Origin of the sequence: Seohaeicola saemankumensis, assembly GCF_021021435.1 — a bacterium.
Lineage (GTDB): Bacteria > Pseudomonadota > Alphaproteobacteria > Rhodobacterales > Rhodobacteraceae > Seohaeicola.
Genome location: NZ_JAINWI010000011.1, coordinates 78,758 through 96,117, shown reverse-complemented (window position 1 = coordinate 96,117; position 17,360 = coordinate 78,758). Strand labels below are relative to the sequence as shown.

The following is a 17,360-nucleotide window of genomic DNA, read 5'->3' as shown; positions in this document are numbered from 1 at the left end:
TCTGATATAGTGACAAGCAAGGAATCCGGGCGATGAGCTTCAAGCCAACCGACTATCAGCCGTATGATTTTGCCAATCGCCGCCATATCGGCCCCTCTCCGGCGGAAATGGCCGAGATGCTCAAGGTGGTGGGCGCTACCGATCTGGGCGCGCTGATCGACGACACGGTGCCTGCCGCGATCCGGCAGAAAGAGCCGCTGGCGTTCGAGGAGCCACGGTCCGAGCGCGAATTGCTCTATCACATGCGGCAGGTCGGCAAGCGTAACACGGTCCTTACCAGTCTGATCGGGCAGGGGTTTCATGGCACGGTCACGCCCCCCGCGATCCAGCGCAATATACTTGAGAACCCCGCATGGTATACGGCTTACACACCCTACCAGCCCGAAATCAGCCAAGGCCGGCTTGAGGCGCTTCTGAACTACCAGACCATGGTCAGCGACCTGACGGGCCTTGAAATCGCCAATGCCTCGCTGCTTGACGAGGCGACAGCGGCGGCGGAAGCCATGACCATGGCGCAGCGCGTTGCAAAATCGAAAGCGATGGCCTTTTTCGTCGACGAGAACTGCCACCCGCAAAATATCGGCGTGATCCAGACCCGCGCAGCACCTTTGGGAATCGAGGTTATCGTGGGCGCGCCTGCCGACCTGCAGGCCGACACGGTCTTTGGCGCAATTTTCCAGTATCCCGGCACCAATGGCACCCTGACCGATTTCACCGCCCAGATGGACGCCTTGCATGACGCAAAAGCCATCGGCATCGTCATCGCTGATCCCATGGCGCTGTGCCTGCTGAAAGAGCCGGGCGCGATGGGAGCCGATATCGCTGTGGGTTCGACGCAGCGCTTTGGCGTGCCCTTGGGCTATGGTGGCCCGCACGCCGCCTATATGGCCTGCCGCGATGCGTTCAAACGCGCCATGCCGGGGCGTTTGGTGGGTGTGTCCATCGACGCCAATGGCAACCGCGCTTACCGGCTGTCGCTGCAAACCCGCGAGCAGCATATCCGGCGCGAGAAAGCCACGTCGAACGTCTGCACCGCACAGGCTTTGCTGGCGGTCATGGCCTCGTTCTACGCCGTTTTCCACGGACCGGAGGGGCTGAAAGCTATTGCGCAGCGCATCCACCGCAAAACTGTGCGTCTGGCGCGCGGGTTGGAGGAAGCTGGTTTCAAAGTTGAACAGAGGCATTTCTTTGACACCATCACCGTCGATGTCGGCCCGCTGCAAGCGGCAGTGATGAAGTCTGCCGTGGATGAGGGCATCAACCTGCGCGCTGTGGGCAAGACCCGTATCGGCATCACGCTGGACGAAGTCACCCGCCCCGCCACGATCGAGGCTGTCTGGCGCGCTTTCGGGATCACCCGAAAGGATGAGGGCATCGCGCCGGGGTTTGCACTGCCAGATGCGCTGGTGCGGCAAACCCCCTACCTCACCCATGGCGTGTTCCACATGAACCGCGCCGAGACCGAGATGATGCGCTACATGCGCCGCTTGGCGGACCGCGATCTGGCGCTGGACCGTGCGATGATCCCGCTTGGAAGCTGCACAATGAAGCTGAACTCGGCTGCCGAGATGATGCCGCTCAGTTGGCCGGAATTCTCGGACATGCACCCGTTCGTGCCGCTGGATCAGGCGGCGGGTTACGCGCATATCGTCAATGACCTCAGCGATAAACTCTGTCAGGTGACGGGCTATGACGGCATGTCGATGCAGCCCAATTCTGGCGCGCAGGGCGAATATGCGGGACTTCTGACCATCGCCGCCTATCAGCGCGCGCAGGGGCAAGGACACCGCAGTATCTGCCTGATCCCGATGAACGCCCATGGCACCAACCCTGCCTCGGCGCAGATGGTGGGCTGGACGGTGGTGCCTGTGGAATCCTCGGCCAATGGTGATATTGACCTGGATGATTTCCGCGCCAAGGCGGAAAAGCATGCCGACAATCTGGCAGGCTGCATGATCACCTATCCCTCGACCCATGGCGTGTTCGAGGAAACGGTGATCGAGGTCTGCAAGATCACCCATGACCACGGCGGTCAGGTCTATATCGACGGGGCCAATATGAACGCCATGGTGGGACTGTCGCGTCCGGGCGATCTGGGTGGCGATGTCAGCCACCTGAACCTGCACAAGACTTTTGCCATCCCGCATGGTGGCGGTGGCCCCGGCATGGGACCGATTGGCGTGAAGGCGCATCTGGTGCCCTATCTTCCCGGCCATTTGATGACAGGCGGCGACGAGGGGCCGGTCTCGGGTTCGCCCTACGGGTCGGCCTCGATCCTGACAATCAGCTGGGCCTATTGCCTGATGATGGGCGGTGCAGGTCTGACGCAGGCAACCCGCGTGGCCATCCTGAACGCGAATTACATCGCCAAACGGTTGGAGGGGGCCTATCCCATCCTCTATAAAGGTCCGACAGGCCGCGTGGCGCATGAGTGCATTATCGACGTGCGCCCCTTTGCGGATAGTGCGGGTGTTACGGTCGAGGATATCGCGAAACGTCTGATCGATTGCGGCTTCCACGCCCCCACGATGAGCTGGCCGGTAGCGGGCACCCTGATGGTTGAGCCGACCGAGTCCGAGACCAAGGCCGAACTTGACCGCTTCTGCGATGCGATGCTGGCGATCCGTGCCGAAATCCGCGACATCGAGGAAGGCCGCAGCGATCCCGCGAACAACCCGCTGAAACACGCGCCCCACACGGTCGAAGACTTGGTGGGCGATTGGGACCGACCCTACAGCCGCGAACAGGGCTGCTTCCCTCCGGGGGCCTTCCGCGTCGACAAATACTGGCCCCCCGTGAACCGCGTCGACAACGCGTGGGGCGACCGCAATCTGGTGTGCACCTGCCCGCCGATGAGCGATTACGCAGAAGCGGCAGAATAGCGGATAAGATGGCCGCCAAGGGAAACCTTGGCGGTCCTGCTTCCGGTGCGGTATCTTGTCGTGGCGTCGGCGCTTTCCAGTTCATTCGGGACGCAGTATTGCGCAGGAACTGGTCGTGGGCTGAGGTTATTCCCTTGCGCGCAGCACTTGAGCCGGACGCGCGGCCAAGGGCCTCCATGCAAAGGCCAGACCGGACAGAAGCGTCGCCAGCACCCCGCCCAGCACAATCGCTATGGCCGAGGGCCAGATCACGGTAAAGCCGGTCTGCATCACGAAATGGCTGACCGCCCAACCGCCGCCGATCCCTGCCGCGATAGCGACTACCCCTGCGGCTGCGCCCAGCAGGGCTGCGCGCAAGGCAAAGCTGCGCAGGATACGTGACCGGCTGGCCCCGAGTGTCTTGAGCAATGCCGCCTCGTAGGTGCGGGCACGCTCGCCCGCTGCTGCGGCTCCGATCAACACCAGAAACCCTGTCAGCAGCGTGGCGGCAGCGCCGTAGGATGTGGCAGCGGCCAGACCTGATAGCACTTCAGAGACCTGATCAATCGCGTCGCGCACACGGATCGCGGTGATATTGGGCGCGGACCCTGCCACATCGCGCAGGATCTGCGCCTCGGCCTGTTCCTCGGCATAGACGGTCGAGATGAAGGTATGCGGTGCGCCCGCCAATGCGCGTTCGTTCATGGTCAACACGAAGCCCATCGCGCCGGTGGAAAAATCCACCTCGCGCAGACTGGTGATCGTGCCAGTGATGTCGCGGCCTAGCACATTCATTGTAATCGTGTCGCCAAGGCCGACCCCCATCTCGCGGGCTTCTTCTTCTGCAAAGCTGATCTGGGGCGGCCCGTCATAATCATCGGGCCACCATTCACCCGCCAGGATCTTGGTGCCGTCGGGTATCGTATTGGCGTAGGTGACGGCCCTGTCTCCGGTGACGACCCAGTGATCGCCGGCCACTTCCCGTGCGGGGCGGCCGTTGATCTGCGTGATTACGCCGCGCAACATCGGTGCGCTGTCGATACGCGACACGGCGGGGTCATTTTCCAGACGGTCGAGGAAGGCAGGCATCTGGTCGCGCTGGATATCCACGAAGAAATAGGAGGGCGCCACATCCGGCAGGTCGTTGGCGATAGCGCCGCGCAAATTGCCGTCGATCTGGCCCACAGCGGCCAGCACCGACAGGCCCAAGCCCAGCGACAGGATCACCGATGTCGCCTCGTCCCGCTGCCCGCCGATGGCGGCAAGCGCCCACCGCAGGATCGGACGCCCCTGCGCCGTTCCGCGCAAGCGTTTGGTCAGGGCGCGCACACCGAAGGCGGTCACGGTCAGCAGCACCAGCGCCCCCAGAATACCACCGGCGGTCCAGAGGGTCAGCATGGCTGCACCGGAAAAGGCCATAGCGGTGCCAATCAGCGCGGCCAGTAGCACGATGATGACGCCCAGCATCCGCACAGGTGGCAGCGCGCGGGTGGAGGATAGCGCATCGCGGAACAGCGTGGCCGCGCGCACCTCCTCGGTGCGTGACAGCGGCCAGAGGGTAAAGATCAAAGCGGTCAGTGCGCCGTAAATCGCAGCTTCGATCAAGGGGGCTGGATGGACGGTAAAGACCGCCGGCACTGGCAGGCGCGCTTCAAGGAATGGTCCCAAAGCCAGCGGGATCGCCGCGCCAAGCAAAAGACCCAATGTGATCCCGAGCAGGCTGAGGGCGCCAATTTGTAGGAAATAGGTCTGGAATATCGTGGCGCGGTCGGCCCCCAAGGTGCGGAGCGTGGCGATCACGCTGGTCTTGCCCGCCAGATAGGCGCGCACGGCAGCCGATACGCCGACACCGCCCACGGCCAGACCGGACAGGCCGACAAGGATCAGGAACGATCCCAAGCGTTCGACAAAGCGGGCGACACTGGGGGCACCGTTGCGGCTGTCGCGCCAACGGGCGCCAGCGCCTTCGAAACGGTCGCCAACCTGCGTCTCAAGCGCGTCAAGATCACTGTCTTCGGGTAACAGCATCCGGTATTCTGTCGAATAAAGCGTGCCGGGCGTCAGCAATCCCGCATCTTCCAGCGCTGTGGTTGCCACGATCGTGCGCGGCCCAAGGCCGAAACCGTCCGCGCCGGCATCGGGTTCGCGCATGATTGCGGCCATCAGCCGGAAATCCTGTGTGCCCAGACGGAACGTATCGCCGATCTGCATCCCCATTCTGTCGATCAGTAGGGGATGCACCACGGCACCAGGCAGCCCATCCGCCCCAGCCAGGGCTTGCGCCAGAGGCATCGCGGGTTCCAGCGTCACTTGACCGATCAACGGATAAGCCCCGTCCACCGATTTGACCTGTGTCAGACCACGTTCGGCCGTATCGCCCGCACCCTTGACCACCATCGACCGGAAATCCGTCACCTCGGACACTTCAAGCGCGATTTCGTCCAGCCATGCGCGTTCTTCAGCTGTGGCAAAACGGTAGGTCAGATCAATCTCGGCATCGCCGCCAAGGATCGCTGCGCCCTCGCGGGCAAGCCCCGCCTCAATACTGGCGCGCACCGATCCTACAGCGGCAATCGCCGCCACACCCAGCGCAAGACAGGCCAGAAAGATACGGAACCCTTTTAAGCCGCCACGCAACTCGCGGGCGGCGAAACGGGACGCGACCCGCAGACTCATTCCGCAGCCTCAGCCTTTGCCGGAGCAGAGGCGCCGGTGTCGATCACCCCGTCACGCAGCCGGATGACACGGTCGCAGCGCGCGGCCAGTTCATCGGAATGGGTAACCAGAACCAAGGTGGCCCCGTGCTTGTCGCGCAGGCCGAAGAGCAGATCAATGATCGCCGCCCCGTTGGAACCGTCCAGATTACCTGTCGGCTCGTCCGCCAGCAGGATGGCAGGACGCGGGGCCGATGCCCGCGCCAAAGCCACACGCTGCTGTTCGCCGCCCGACATTTGCGAGGGATAGTGATCGGCGCGGCTGGCCAGCCCGACGGCTTCCAATTCGGCCCGTGCACGGGCAAAGGCGTCCTTGTGTCCGGCCAGTTCCAGCGGGGTTGCGACGTTTTCCAAGGCAGTCATAGTCGGGATAAGATGGAAGGATTGGAACACAACACCCATATGATCCCTGCGGAAGCGGGCCAGTTGGTCCTCGGTCATATTGGTCAGGTCCTGACCCAATGCCGTGATCCGGCCCCCCGTGGCGCGTTCCAGCCCGCCCATCAGCATGAGGAGAGAAGATTTGCCAGAACCTGACGGACCGACCAGCCCGAGGGTCTCGCCCTTCTGGACATCAAGGGTGATGCCGTGGAGGATATCAACGCGACCAGCATTGCCATCAAGCGACAGCGCTGTATCTGTCAGGGAAAGAACCGGAGAGGTCATTGGGATGCGCCTGCTATCTATTCGTTTTTTGTCATATGGTGCCTTGGCCGGATGGGGCAAGGTGTGGACTGTGTTTGTCGTGGCCCTAACCATGTTTGTGATGCCTTTGCAGGCACAACAAACCCGCGAGCTGCCTTTGTCGATCGTGGCTTTCGGAGACAGCCTGACCCAGGGCTACGGGTTGATGGATGACGAAGGCTTTGTGCCGCAGATGCGGGAATGGCTGGCGGCGCAGGACGAGACGGTGCGCGTGGTCAATGCGGGTGTGTCGGGTGACACGACTGCCGGCGGTCTATCGCGCATCGAATGGACGCTGACGCCGGATGTTCACGGGATGATCCTTGCGCTGGGCGGTAATGACCTGCTGCGCGGGCTGGACCCTGCGCTGACGCGGGCGAATATCGAGGGTATCCTGCAGGTCGCGGCCAAGACCGATGTGCCCGTTCTTCTCGTGGGCATGCAGGCGCCCAGCAATTACGGCCCAGAATTCAAGGCCGATTTCGAGGCGATCTGGCCCGAACTGGCCGACACCTATGGCGTTCTCTATTTCGACAATTTCTTCAAAGGGCTGGGCGAAAGCGATCTGTCCGCGGCGCGGCAGTATTTCCAGCCAGACGGAATCCATCCGAATGCCGAAGGAGTCGCGCTGATCGTCAAGGCAATGGGTCCGGCGGTGCAGGCGCTGATCACCGAGGCGCAGACGCGTCGCGCTGCGCAGGACTAGGCACAAAAATACAGGCCCCGATGCGGGACCCGTTCTGGTCTTGGCACGTTAGTAATCTTAGGCCAGCGAGATATTCACGGCAGATTCGCGACCATCACGGCCCGGTTCGATGTCGAACTTGACCTTCTGGTTGTCAGCAAGTCCGGTCAGACCCGACCGTTCAACTGCTGAAATATGAACGAAAACGTCCTTGCTGCCGCCATCGGGCGCAATGAATCCGTAACCTTTGGTGGTGTTGAACCATTTCACGGTGCCAGTGGCCATACCGCATCTCCTTGACAGTTCTGCTGCCCGCACTGTGCGGCAGCCCGGCTAGTCAGTGCATAATCGAGGTACTGACCTGTGAAGGAGCAGGCTATTCGATAGTGGTAACGTCGCATTTATCAGTATGTGATCGGTCCAGAGTCGTTTCAAGAGGGAATCTGAGGGCCAAATCGGGTGTTTTAGGGCTGTTTTCAGCAAATTTCTGCCGAGCCGAGCTTTTTTGCGTCACAACACTTCATATATTGAAACAAGAATGTTTTTGCGGAGATAACCATGTCCGATGCCAAGAAACTGACCTGCCTGCAATGCGGGCAGGTGAACCGCGTCCCGCAGGCGCGTCTGGGCGCTGGCCCGAAATGCGGCACCTGTGGCGCCCAGCTTTTGTCTGCCAAGGCAGTCGAAGTGGATTTGCCGACATTGCAAAAGGCAGCGCGCAATGACGATTTGCCGTTGGTGGTCGATTTCTGGGCGCCGTGGTGCGGCCCGTGCCGGATGATGGCGCCTGAGTTCTCGAAAGCGGCGGAGGTTCTGGCGGGGCAGGCACGACTGGTCAAGCTCAATACCGAGGCGCATCCGCAGGCGGGCGCGACCTATAACATTCGCGGGATACCCACGATGGCTGCTTTCGCTGGTGGACGCGAACGTCAGCGCCAGTCCGGTGCGATGCCTGCCGCGTCGATTGTCGACTGGATCAAATCGGCAGTCTAAAGCACGTCGCCTCAACGAATACGGGCGCGCAATATCTTGCGCGCCCGTATCATCTCAAACCCCGAGGGGCAGAAAATTATGCCAGCGAAAGGTTGGTCGCGGATTCGCGGCCATCACGACCCGACTCGATGTCGAAGGTCACTTTCTGGTTGTCGGCGAGGCCGGTCAGACCCGAGCGCTCGACTGCCGAGATGTGCACGAACACATCTTTGCTGCCGCCATCGGGTGCAATGAAGCCGAAGCCTTTAGTGGTGTTGAACCATTTCACGGTGCCTGTGGCCATATCCGTGGTCTCCTGTCTTAAGTCGCCATCCGCAGAGTGCGATGGCCTGGCGTTGGTCGGTCTGGATCGAATGGACTGAGCGCCGTTGGACGGAAGACAGTGGTCGAAAAAGAATAACGTAGCGAGGCAATGTATGACAGGTTGGTCTTGCGATAGCAAGGGAATTCCCTGCCCGGATCGGAACCCTTTGAATTTGTGTGATTACGTGAGAAAACTCGGCGAGTAGCCCTCGACAATTCCAAACTGCGGCTCATTTACTCGAATGGATTTTGAAGGAGCGCTTGCATGGACGGAGGGTTCATTATGTCACGCGAACAAGAGGTACAGCGTCAGGCTGCGGTGACAGAGGCTGCGATGGCGTCGATCCGGCGCAAGGAACAGTCGCAACTGGCCGGAGGCTACGCATTGATGGCCGGAACGATGAGCTTCGGCGAAGCGTCCAAGGGTCGTGGTGTTTTTCCTGCGATCGTTCACGGTGCAAAACTGCTTTGTATCGCATTCGCCTTTCTGGTGCCGAACTATCTGGTCTGGTCACTGTTGCTCTGATTGCCTCAAGTCGTATTCCAATACTTGAATGTCAATGGCGGCCAGTGTATATCAAGGTCAACGCAGCCCTGAGGTGGGGCTGCTCTGACCAAGGATGACAGAAATGACACTTGACCGTAGCGTGATGATGTTTGCCGGATTTATGGTTCTGCTGAGCGTGGTGCTGACCGCTTTGGTATCACCACTGTTCATGTGGTTCACCGTGTTTATCGGCGTCAACCTGATCCAGTCCTCGATTACCGGCTTCTGCCCTGCGGCCAGCGTGTTCCGCAAGCTTGGAGTCAAAAGCGGTTGCGCGTTCAAGTAACCGACGGCGGCAGGCCAAACAGACAAGGGGGGGCATCGCGCCCCCCTTTTTCATTTTCTGCCAGTTGTCAGAGCACTGTCACGACAGTTCCGACCGGCACCCGGCTATAAAGGTCGATCACATGGTCGTTGATCATCCGGATGCATCCGTTTGACACGGAGCGCCCGATGCTTTGCGGTTCGGTCGTGCCGTGGATGCGGTAATAGGTGTCGCGTCCGTTCTGGAACAGATAGAGCGCGCGTGCGCCAAGCGGGTTCCCGGCACCGCCGGGCTGCACATAATCATTGTCAATGAACTTGGCATAGGCCCGTGGATCGCGTTCGATCATCTCGTTCGTAGGGCGCCAGGTGGGCCATTCCTTTTTGACCGATATCGTTGCTGTGCCGGTGAAATCCAGACCGGCCTTGCCGACACCGACGCCGTAACGACGTGCGCGCCCGCTATCGGTGATGAAATACAGAAAATGCGCGCGCGGCAGTACCAGAAGCTGTCCGGCACCGTATTTGGCGTCAAATGCGACTTCTTGCGGGGCAAAGCGCGGGTTCAGGGTGAATGTCTTGGCCTGTGCAAACACTGTCTGCGGCAAGGCGGTTGCGGCGAGGGTCGAAGCGACAAAGCTGCGGCGAGAGATCATCTGAAGCTCAATTCCTTGTTGGATATGATGAAAATGTGCCACCCGAGGGGGATTCGTTCAAGCGATGCAAGATCGTATCGGACAAATCAGGGCAAGCCGTGCCTTTTGGGTCGGCTTGCCCCATGTGATCAAAGCGATCAGCGGGTGAATTTCTTGAATTTGATCCGCTTGGGTTCCAGTGCATCGGCTCCCAGACGGCGTTTCTTGTCTTCCTCGTATTCCTCGAAGTTGCCTTCGAACCATTCGACATGGGCATCGCCCTCGAAGGCGAGGATATGGGTGCATATCCGGTCAAGAAAGAAGCGGTCGTGCGAGATGACGACAGCGCAGCCTGCGAAATCCACCAGCGCATCTTCCAATGCGCGCAGGGTTTCCACATCAAGGTCGTTGGTCGGTTCGTCAAGCAGCAGGACATTGCCACCCGACCGCAGCAGGCGCGCCATGTGTACGCGGTTCCGCTCGCCGCCCGACAGCAACGAGACCTTTTTCTGTTGGTCGCCGCCCTTGAAGTTGAAGGCTGAACAATAGGCCCGCGCGTTCACTTCGGCGTCGCCCAGTTTGATGATATCCTGCCCGTCGGCAATCGCTTCCCAGACGTTTTCGTTCGGGTTCAGGTCGTCGCGGTTCTGATCGACATAGGACAGCTTGACCGTGTCACCATATTCCACAGTGCCCTCATCCGCCTTTTCCTGTCCGGTCAGGATTCGGAACAGGGTGGTTTTACCGGCACCGTTGGGGCCGATCACGCCGACAATACCACCGGGCGGGAGGGAGAAGCTCAGGTCCTCGACCAGAAGCTTGTCGCCCATGTGTTTCTTGAGGCCGTTCACCTCGATCACCTTGTTGCCAAGGCGGGGGCCGTTCGGAATGACGATCTGGGCGTTGGCCAGTTTCTCGCGTTCCGACTGGTTGGCCAGATCGTTATAGGCATTGATACGCGCCTTGGATTTGGCCTGCCGTGCCTTGGCACCCTGCCGCATCCATTCCAGTTCCCGCTCCAGCGTCTTCTGCTTGGACTTATCCTCGCGCGCTTCCTGCGACAGGCGTTTGGCCTTCTGCTCCAGCCAGCTGGAGTAGTTGCCTTCGTAGGGGATGCCGCGACCACGGTCGAGTTCCAGAATCCAGCCGGTGATGTCATCCAGGAAGTAACGGTCATGCGTCACGATCAGGATGGTGCCGGGATAGGCGATCAGGTGGTTTTGCAACCACGCGATGGTTTCAGCGTCAAGGTGGTTGGTCGGTTCGTCCAAAAGCAGCATGTCGGGCGCCTGCAGCAAAAGTTTGCACAGGGCCACGCGGCGCTTTTCACCGCCCGACAGCAGGGTCACGTCCGCATCGTCAGGCGGGCAGCGCAACGCCTCGAGCGAGATGTCGATCTGGCTGTCCAGATCCCACAGGTTCTCGGCGTCGATCTTGTCCTGCAACTCGGCCATCTCGTCGGCGGTCTCGTCGGAATAGTTCATCGCCAATTCGTTGTAGCGGTCCAAAATGGCCTTCTTCTTGGCAACGCCCAGCATCACATTGCCGCGCACATCCAGCGAGGGGTCCAGTTCCGGCTCTTGCGGCAGATACCCCACAGTTGCCCCTTCGGCATGCCATGCTTCGCCCTGAAAATCCTTGTCCATGCCGGCCATGATCTTGAGCAGCGTCGACTTACCAGAGCCGTTGACGCCCACGACACCGATCTTCACGCCGGGCAGGAAGTTCAGGTGGATATTCTCGAAACATTTCTTGCCGCCGGGATAGGTCTTTGAGACCCCCTGCATGTGGTAAACATATTGGTAGGATGCCATTCGGATCGCTCCTTCGGAGAATGCGTGTATTTTGCGCCTAGATAGCGGTCATGCGGCGCGGGGGCAATGCGCTGCGGCTCAATAGGGCTTGGCAATTGACAAGTCCCTAACACGCTGGGACTACTGCGGCGCGAAAGCATGCGCCCAGAACATGCGTCGATGGAGGCCTGATGCGCCATGAAATACCCTATGCCCGCGCCGGTCAGGTGATCGGGCTGTTGGGCGGGTCGTTTGATCCGGCTCATGCAGGGCATGTGCATATCACACGGGTGGCGCTGCGACGGTTCGGGCTGGACCGGCTCTGGTGGCTGGTCAGCCCCGGAAATCCGCTCAAGGCGCGCGGACCTGCACCTATGGCCGAACGGATCGCCCGCGCCCGTGCCATGATCGTCGATCCGCGCGTGACTGTCACCGATTTCGAAGCCCGCGCCGGCACACGCTACACAGCCCAGACCATCGCCGCGTTGCAGCAGGCTTATCCGGGCGTTCGGTTCGTCTGGCTGATGGGGGCGGATAACCTTGTGCAGTTCCATCACTGGCAGGACTGGCAGCAGATTATGATGCGCGTGCCTGTCGGCGTGATGGCGCGGCCGGGGCAGAACCTGCCAGCCCGTGCCGCGCGTGCGGCACGGATTTTCCATGCGGCGCGGATCAAGGGTTCCCAAAGCCAGCGGCTTGGTCTGGCCGCGGCCCCTGCATGGTGCTTTGTGAATGCGCCGCTCAAGGATATCTCGTCTTCCGCGATCCGCGCGCGGGGCGATTGGGGCGGGGATCGGGGCGCGTAATTGCGCCCTCACGCGGATGTGGGCTTGCCGGATGACGGGAAGGGCAGCTAGGTTTCTGGAATGAATGACATGTTTTCAAGGCGGAAATTTCTGGCTGGGTCGGCCGCGGCGGTGGCGCTTTTCGGGGCGCCTGCCTGCGCCAATGCCCCTTCGCAATCATTGCGCCCCGTGGTGCGGCCCGCTGGAGGGCGTGCCACAACCGCCCCTGCCATTGATGCGCTGATCGGCAAGGCCCAACTGGGCGGGGATGTGGTTTTTGCGGTGGCAGACGCGCAAACAGGCAGCCTGCTGGAAGTGCGCGATCCCCAACGCGGCTTGCCGCCTGCAAGTGTCGTCAAGGCGCTGACCGCGATCTATGCGTTGGATACGCTGGGACCGGCGCACCGGTTCGAGACCCGATTGATCGCGACCGGCCCCGTGCAGAACGGAATCCTGTCGGGCGATCTGGTGCTGGCGGGTGGCGGTGATCCCGTGCTGGATACGGACGGTCTGGCCGAGATGGCGGCCAGCCTCAAGGCGGTGGGTATCCGCGAGGTGCGCGGGCGGTTTCTGGTCTGGGGCGGGGCGTTGCCTTATGCCCGCGTAATTGACGACAGCCAGCCTGACCATGTCGGCTATAACCCCGCTGTGTCGGGACTGGCGCTGAACAACAACCGCGTCCATTTCGAATGGAAGCGCAACGGACAGGGCTACGGGGTCACGATGGATGCCCGCACGGCGCGCTACAGGCCGGATGTGCGGATGGCGCGCATGTCGGTCGTCGCGCGGGATCTTCCGGTCTATACCTATCGTGACGCGCAGGGCAGCGACGAATGGACGGTGGCGCAATCGGCCTTGGGCAATGGCGGTGCGCGCTGGTTGCCGGTGCGACGCCCCGAGGTTTACGCAGGCGAGGTGTTCCGTATCCTTGCCGGTTCGCAGGGTATCCGCCTGCCTGCCGAGGAAGTTGTACGAAACATGCCGGGGGGCACGGCGGTTGTGCGACGCCAAAGCCCGCCTCTGACCGAGATCCTGCGCGATATGCTACGCTATTCCACCAACCTGACCGCCGAGATGGTGGGGCTTGCGACTACGCAGGTGAGCGGCGCGCAGGCGGGATCGCTGGCCGCGTCAGCCGCTGTGATGAACCGCTGGGCCAATGGCGCGCTGGGAATGTCGTCAGCTGCGTTGGTCGATCATTCAGGGCTGGGAGACCGGTCACGCCTTGCTGCTGCGGATATGGTGGCAGCCCTTGTTCGGGCGCGGCGGCAGGGTTTGCTTCCGGATATCCTGCGCGATTTTCCGATGAAGGATGACAACGGGCGCACGGTAAGCAGTCATAAGATCAAGGTCAGTGCCAAGACCGGAACCCTCAATTTCGTTAGCGGCCTTGCAGGCTACATGACCCGCGAGAATGGCAAGCCGCTGGCCTTCGCGATCTTTGTGGCCGATGTGCCGCGCCGCGAGAACATCCCCCGCGCCGAGCGTGAAAGACCCGCAGGCGCGCAGGGATGGAACCGCAGAGCCAAGACGCTGCAACAGAATCTGATCGAGCGGTGGGGTGTGCTTTACAGCACTTAGGCAAGCGGTGCGGCGGGCCGCGGCTTGATCCGCGCGCCCAGCCTGTTTTCAGGATCAGAACCTGTAGCCGACGCCCAGCGTGATGAAGGGTAGAAGCTTGATGTCGCTCAGGTCGCTGTTGACCTGCGCCAGATCCACGTCGAATTGTGCGCGTTCGGTCGCGCTCAGGGCATCCTGTCCGGTTGTGCTGACCTCAAGACTTGTGATGCGCGCGCCCAGTTCCGCGACGAAGCCCCAGTTGCTGCCCAGATCGCGGGCGTAGCCGACAGCAAGAACCGGCGTGACATTTCTTTTCTGTTCCACTTTCGCGGTGAAGTTTCCGTTGTAGTCGGTACCGTCCAGCGTCAGCGTTGTGGCGGTGCCTTCCAACTCGTATCCGCCGACCGAGAAACCACCCGATACACGGAAGCCTGCGTCGCCGATTTTGTAGTCGGCCATGATTGCAACCGAGTTCGAAGTGATCTTGCCGTCGATATCGCTGCCATCGGCATCGAAAGTATCCGACAGGCTGCCCATGTAGAGGGGCGCGCGTATCTGCCACTGGGGGGCTAAATCGGCTTTGGGAGCGATATAAAGGCCAAGGGTCGAAAGGCCTGCCTCGACCGAGAAATTTTCGAGGCTCTGTGCCGATGCGGTGGCCGCCATGCTGGACAGGACGACAGCCAGCGCGGGTAATGTCTTTTTCATCTTTAACTCCTACACTCGTTATCTTGCCGTAACAGGTATGCAAACGGCACAGCCCGCTCCGTCACAGACGGGTGTAGATTCGGGCTATGGATGTAGCAAGAAGTTGTGCCACGACGGATAATTCAACCCATGCCTGTATCATTGATGCCACGGCAAGGGCCAATAGCCGTTCTGTTCTGACACTTTAACCCGGAAGATGCCGTGCCCTTGCGCCGCGTTCGATGGCGGCGGCATGCAGGCGGTCTATGCTCAATTCGTACCGGATCTCTTCCAGCAGGCGCAGTTCTGTTTCCAGAATGATCCCGTCCGCTGCGGCCACATCACAGGCGAGCGCATAGGCGGTCTCGTATAGATGTTCGGGCAGGTTGTCGCGCACCAGACCGAACAGCGCATCCAGACCGTCTTCTTCCGAAAACAGGTCGAACACAGTTTGCGCCATGCGTTTCATCCGGTCGATGTCATATTCGCGAAAGATCGGCAGGTGGTTTACCGTCGCCTGTATCTTGACCAGTTCCGAGGTGCGGATGTTTTCATCCGACAGCGATACCGCGATCATGACCACCACAAGGCAATCCTGCGGGCTGAGAGGGTGGGGCAATGCGTCGGTCATGTCATGTGGTCCTGATCATTCGTGTTGCAGTGCAGAATATTGACTGTCAGGGGACGGAGCAATAGGAAGCCTCGATTGACGCCGCGCGACATGCGCGGTTCCCCGCCGTATATCCTGCCACAGGATGGAGACTGATATGACCGATCTGCGCGACGCCGCTCTTGCCTCGAAAGCCTGGCCTTTTGAAGAGGCGCGCAAACTGGTCAAACGCTACGAAAAAGCCCCGCCCGCCAAGGGGCATGTGCTGTTCGAAACCGGCTATGGCCCCTCGGGTCTACCACATATCGGCACTTTCGGCGAGGTGGCACGCACAACCATGATCCGCCGCGCATTCGAGCTGATCTCGGATATTCCGACCCGCCTGATCTGTTTCTCGGATGATGTGGACGGGATGCGCAAAGTTCCCGAGAACGTGCCCAACACCGAGATGCTGCGCGAACATCTGCAACGCCCGCTGACATCGGTGCCCGATCCCTTCGGGCAGTATGACAGTTTCGGTCATCACAATAACGCGATGTTGCGCCGGTTTCTGGATACGTTCGGGTTCGAATACGAATTCATCAGCGCGACCGAGTTCTACAAGACTGGCCAGTTCGACGCCGTGCTGCTGCGTGCGGTAGAACGCTATGACGATCTGATGGCGGTCATGCTGAAATCGCTGCGTGAAGAGCGTCAGCAGACCTATTCGATCTTTTTGCCGATCCATCCTGAAACAGGGCGGGTTCTCTATGTCCCGATGAAAGAGGTGAACGCCAAGGATGGCACGATCACCTTCGACGACGAAACAGGCCGTGAATGGACGCTGCCGGTTACGGGCGGGCGGGTCAAGCTGCAATGGAAGCCCGATTTTGGCGCGCGTTGGGCCGCGCTGGATGTGGATTTCGAGATGTATGGCAAGGATCACAGCACCAATACGCCGATCTATGACCGCATCTGCGAGATACTGGGAGGGCGCAAGCCCGAGCATTTCACCTACGAGCTATTCCTTGACGAGAACGGCGAGAAGATCAGCAAATCCAAAGGAAACGGTCTGACAATCGACGAATGGCTGACCTATGCCAGCACGGAATCCCTGTCCTATTTCATGTACCAGAAACCCAAAACGGCCAAGCGCATGCATTTTGACGTGATCCCGCGTGCGGTGGACGAATATCACCAGCAGTTGCGCGCCTATCCAGATCAGGATGCAGCGGGAAAGGTGAACAACCCTGTCTGGCACATCCACGGCGGCAACCCGCCCGAAAGCCGGATGGTGGTGCCCTTCTCGATGTTGCTCAATCTGGCATCCGTATCGGCGGCTGAGGAAAAAGCAAAGCTCTGGGGCTTCATCAAGCGCTATGCGCCCGAGGCGGCGCCCGACACCCATCCCGATCTGGATCAGGCGGCCGGTTTTGCCGTGCGCTATTACAACGATTTCGTCAAACCGCACAAAACCTATCGCACGCCCAGCGATCTGGAGCGTGCAGCGCTGGTCGATCTGCGCGACCAGTTGAAAACCTGGGATGGCGGGCTGGATGCCGAGGCCCTGCAAGGGCTGGTCTTTGCCGTGGGGCGCGACCGTTTCGATCCGCTGCGCGACTGGTTCACCGCATTGTACGAGGTTCTGTTGGGCGCGAGCCAAGGTCCGCGTTTTGGGGGCTTTATCGCACTCTATGGTGTCGATGAAACTGTGGCCCTGATCGACCGCGCGCTGGCGGGTGATCTGGGCTGACCCCAGGCGTCCGACGCATAGGATTGACCCGGCGTCAGGCCGTTCTAGCTTCAGTGTCACACAGATGACGGAGAAGCAGATGACCCGCCTGTACGCATTCCTCATGACTCTTGTTCTGGCCTTTTGGGTCGGGGGCAATCCCGCAACCGCGCAGGATCGCGGAATCGAAGACACGATCGGCCAGCAGCTTGAGGCGTTCAAGACCGACGATGTCGGCACGGCCTTCGGTTTCGCCAGCCCGCTGATCAAAAATATCTTTCGCACGCCGGAAAACTTCGGCGCGATGGTGCAGCAAGGCTATCCGATGGTCTGGCGTCCGGGCGAGGTGACATTCCTTGAACAGCGCGAGATTGCGGGGGCTATCTGGCAGAAGGTAAGGATTATCGACGGGACGGGTCGCGTTCATATCCTTGACTACCAGATGATCCAGTCGCCTGATGGCTGGCAGATTAACGGCGTGCAACTTCTGCGCGAGCCCGAGGTCAGCGCTTGAACCATGTGTCTGCA

The 17,360-nt window shown here is 60.6% G+C and carries 17 protein-coding genes; 9 read left to right on the top strand and 8 right to left on the bottom strand.

What is annotated here, in order from left to right:
* The first annotated feature begins 32 nt into the window (after positions 1-32).
* Positions 33-2,882, top strand: a complete 2,850-nt coding sequence (gene gcvP, locus K7H22_RS08740; protein WP_230800362.1) for an aminomethyl-transferring glycine dehydrogenase — start codon at positions 33-35, stop codon at positions 2,880-2,882.
* Positions 2,883-3,008: 126 nt separating this feature from the next.
* Here the strand turns inward: gcvP and K7H22_RS08735 are convergent, their stop codons facing one another.
* Positions 3,009-5,537, bottom strand: a complete 2,529-nt coding sequence (locus K7H22_RS08735; RefSeq protein WP_230800361.1) for an ABC transporter permease — start codon at positions 5,535-5,537, stop codon at positions 3,009-3,011.
* Entirely contained in the window at positions 5,534-6,241 is a 708-nt protein-coding gene (locus K7H22_RS08730; RefSeq protein WP_230800360.1) for an ABC transporter ATP-binding protein, read from the bottom strand. Before K7H22_RS08730 ends, K7H22_RS08735 begins: the two co-directional genes overlap by 4 nt.
* A gap of 70 nt (positions 6,242-6,311) precedes the next feature.
* Here K7H22_RS08730 and K7H22_RS08725 point away from each other — a divergent pair, with 70 nt between their 5' ends.
* Positions 6,312-6,965 (top strand): arylesterase, encoded by a 654-nt coding sequence (locus tag K7H22_RS08725; RefSeq protein ID WP_230800359.1) that lies wholly within the window; start codon positions 6,312-6,314, stop codon positions 6,963-6,965.
* 57 nt (positions 6,966-7,022) lie between these two features.
* Here K7H22_RS08725 and K7H22_RS08720 read toward each other — a convergent pair whose 3' ends face one another.
* Complete coding sequence (locus K7H22_RS08720) at positions 7,023-7,229, bottom strand: cold-shock protein (RefSeq protein ID WP_068290543.1); 207 nt, start codon at positions 7,227-7,229, stop codon at positions 7,023-7,025.
* A gap of 273 nt (positions 7,230-7,502) precedes the next feature.
* Between K7H22_RS08720 and trxC the strand changes: the two genes are divergently transcribed.
* The gene (gene trxC / locus K7H22_RS08715; RefSeq protein WP_230800358.1) at positions 7,503-7,937 is read left to right on the top strand and encodes a thioredoxin TrxC; all 435 of its coding nucleotides are present in this window, start codon (positions 7,503-7,505) and stop codon (positions 7,935-7,937) included.
* Positions 7,938-8,013: 76 nt separating this feature from the next.
* On the opposite strand, the gene K7H22_RS08710 is transcribed toward trxC, so the two are convergent.
* Positions 8,014-8,220 carry a cold-shock protein gene (locus K7H22_RS08710; protein ID WP_230800357.1) on the bottom strand — a complete coding sequence of 69 codons (207 nt, stop codon included), beginning with the start codon at positions 8,218-8,220 and terminating at the stop codon, positions 8,014-8,016.
* Between the two features lie 303 nt (positions 8,221-8,523).
* Between K7H22_RS08710 and K7H22_RS08705 the strand changes: the two genes are divergently transcribed.
* Together K7H22_RS08705 and K7H22_RS08700 are read left to right on the top strand one after the other, a co-directional pair.
* The gene (locus K7H22_RS08705) at positions 8,524-8,766 is read left to right on the top strand and encodes a hypothetical protein (protein ID WP_230800356.1); all 243 of its coding nucleotides are present in this window, start codon (positions 8,524-8,526) and stop codon (positions 8,764-8,766) included.
* Between the two features lie 103 nt (positions 8,767-8,869).
* Positions 8,870-9,073 (top strand): YgaP family membrane protein, encoded by a 204-nt coding sequence (locus K7H22_RS08700; protein WP_230800355.1) that lies wholly within the window; start codon positions 8,870-8,872, stop codon positions 9,071-9,073.
* Between the two features lie 67 nt (positions 9,074-9,140).
* On the opposite strand, the gene K7H22_RS08695 is transcribed toward K7H22_RS08700, so the two are convergent.
* Together K7H22_RS08695 and ettA are read right to left on the bottom strand one after the other, a co-directional pair.
* Positions 9,141-9,707 carry a L,D-transpeptidase gene (locus K7H22_RS08695; RefSeq protein ID WP_230800354.1) on the bottom strand — a complete coding sequence of 189 codons (567 nt, stop codon included), beginning with the start codon at positions 9,705-9,707 and terminating at the stop codon, positions 9,141-9,143.
* A gap of 137 nt (positions 9,708-9,844) precedes the next feature.
* On the bottom strand, positions 9,845-11,500 hold the full coding sequence (gene ettA, locus K7H22_RS08690) for an energy-dependent translational throttle protein EttA (RefSeq protein WP_230800353.1): 1,656 nt from the start codon (positions 11,498-11,500) through the stop codon (positions 9,845-9,847).
* Positions 11,501-11,670: 170 nt separating this feature from the next.
* On the opposite strand from ettA, the gene K7H22_RS08685 reads away from it, so the two are divergent.
* Together K7H22_RS08685 and dacB are read left to right on the top strand one after the other, a co-directional pair.
* The gene (locus K7H22_RS08685; protein ID WP_230800352.1) at positions 11,671-12,285 is read left to right on the top strand and encodes a nicotinate-nucleotide adenylyltransferase; all 615 of its coding nucleotides are present in this window, start codon (positions 11,671-11,673) and stop codon (positions 12,283-12,285) included.
* Positions 12,286-12,345: 60 nt separating this feature from the next.
* Positions 12,346-13,845, top strand: coding sequence for a D-alanyl-D-alanine carboxypeptidase/D-alanyl-D-alanine-endopeptidase (gene dacB, locus K7H22_RS08680; protein WP_230800351.1), 1,500 nt, complete (start codon positions 12,346-12,348; stop codon positions 13,843-13,845).
* Between the two features lie 54 nt (positions 13,846-13,899).
* On the opposite strand, the gene K7H22_RS08675 is transcribed toward dacB, so the two are convergent.
* Both K7H22_RS08675 and K7H22_RS08670 read right to left on the bottom strand, forming a co-directional pair.
* The gene (locus tag K7H22_RS08675; protein ID WP_230800350.1) at positions 13,900-14,532 is read right to left on the bottom strand and encodes a hypothetical protein; all 633 of its coding nucleotides are present in this window, start codon (positions 14,530-14,532) and stop codon (positions 13,900-13,902) included.
* A gap of 184 nt (positions 14,533-14,716) precedes the next feature.
* Complete coding sequence (locus tag K7H22_RS08670) at positions 14,717-15,142, bottom strand: tellurite resistance TerB family protein (RefSeq protein WP_230800349.1); 426 nt, start codon at positions 15,140-15,142, stop codon at positions 14,717-14,719.
* Positions 15,143-15,278: 136 nt separating this feature from the next.
* On the opposite strand from K7H22_RS08670, the gene K7H22_RS08665 reads away from it, so the two are divergent.
* Together K7H22_RS08665 and K7H22_RS08660 are read left to right on the top strand one after the other, a co-directional pair.
* Positions 15,279-16,853, top strand: coding sequence for a lysine--tRNA ligase (locus tag K7H22_RS08665; protein ID WP_230800348.1), 1,575 nt, complete (start codon positions 15,279-15,281; stop codon positions 16,851-16,853).
* A gap of 79 nt (positions 16,854-16,932) precedes the next feature.
* Positions 16,933-17,346 carry a DUF4864 domain-containing protein gene (locus K7H22_RS08660; RefSeq protein WP_230800347.1) on the top strand — a complete coding sequence of 138 codons (414 nt, stop codon included), beginning with the start codon at positions 16,933-16,935 and terminating at the stop codon, positions 17,344-17,346.
* Positions 17,347-17,360: the final 14 nt, after the last annotated feature.

Coding starts and splice junctions, on each gene's coding strand:
- K7H22_RS08700 (WP_230800355.1), top strand. CDS start 8,870: ATGACACTTGACCGTAGCGTGATGATGTTTGCCGGATTTATGGTTCTG.
- K7H22_RS08710 (WP_230800357.1), bottom strand. CDS start 8,220: ATGGCCACAGGCACCGTGAAATGGTTCAACACCACTAAAGGCTTCGGC.
- K7H22_RS08695 (WP_230800354.1), bottom strand. CDS start 9,707: ATGATCTCTCGCCGCAGCTTTGTCGCTTCGACCCTCGCCGCAACCGCC.
- K7H22_RS08685 (WP_230800352.1), top strand. CDS start 11,671: ATGCGCCATGAAATACCCTATGCCCGCGCCGGTCAGGTGATCGGGCTG.
- K7H22_RS08670 (WP_230800349.1), bottom strand. CDS start 15,142: ATGACCGACGCATTGCCCCACCCTCTCAGCCCGCAGGATTGCCTTGTG.
- K7H22_RS08675 (WP_230800350.1), bottom strand. CDS start 14,532: ATGAAAAAGACATTACCCGCGCTGGCTGTCGTCCTGTCCAGCATGGCG.
- ettA (WP_230800353.1), bottom strand. CDS start 11,500: ATGGCATCCTACCAATATGTTTACCACATGCAGGGGGTCTCAAAGACC.
- K7H22_RS08720 (WP_068290543.1), bottom strand. CDS start 7,229: ATGGCCACTGGCACCGTGAAATGGTTCAACACCACCAAAGGTTACGGA.
- K7H22_RS08705 (WP_230800356.1), top strand. CDS start 8,524: ATGTCACGCGAACAAGAGGTACAGCGTCAGGCTGCGGTGACAGAGGCT.
- trxC (WP_230800358.1), top strand. CDS start 7,503: ATGTCCGATGCCAAGAAACTGACCTGCCTGCAATGCGGGCAGGTGAAC.
- K7H22_RS08735 (WP_230800361.1), bottom strand. CDS start 5,537: ATGAGTCTGCGGGTCGCGTCCCGTTTCGCCGCCCGCGAGTTGCGTGGC.
- dacB (WP_230800351.1), top strand. CDS start 12,346: ATGAATGACATGTTTTCAAGGCGGAAATTTCTGGCTGGGTCGGCCGCG.
- K7H22_RS08730 (WP_230800360.1), bottom strand. CDS start 6,241: ATGACCTCTCCGGTTCTTTCCCTGACAGATACAGCGCTGTCGCTTGAT.
- K7H22_RS08660 (WP_230800347.1), top strand. CDS start 16,933: ATGACCCGCCTGTACGCATTCCTCATGACTCTTGTTCTGGCCTTTTGG.
- gcvP (WP_230800362.1), top strand. CDS start 33: ATGAGCTTCAAGCCAACCGACTATCAGCCGTATGATTTTGCCAATCGC.
- K7H22_RS08665 (WP_230800348.1), top strand. CDS start 15,279: ATGACCGATCTGCGCGACGCCGCTCTTGCCTCGAAAGCCTGGCCTTTT.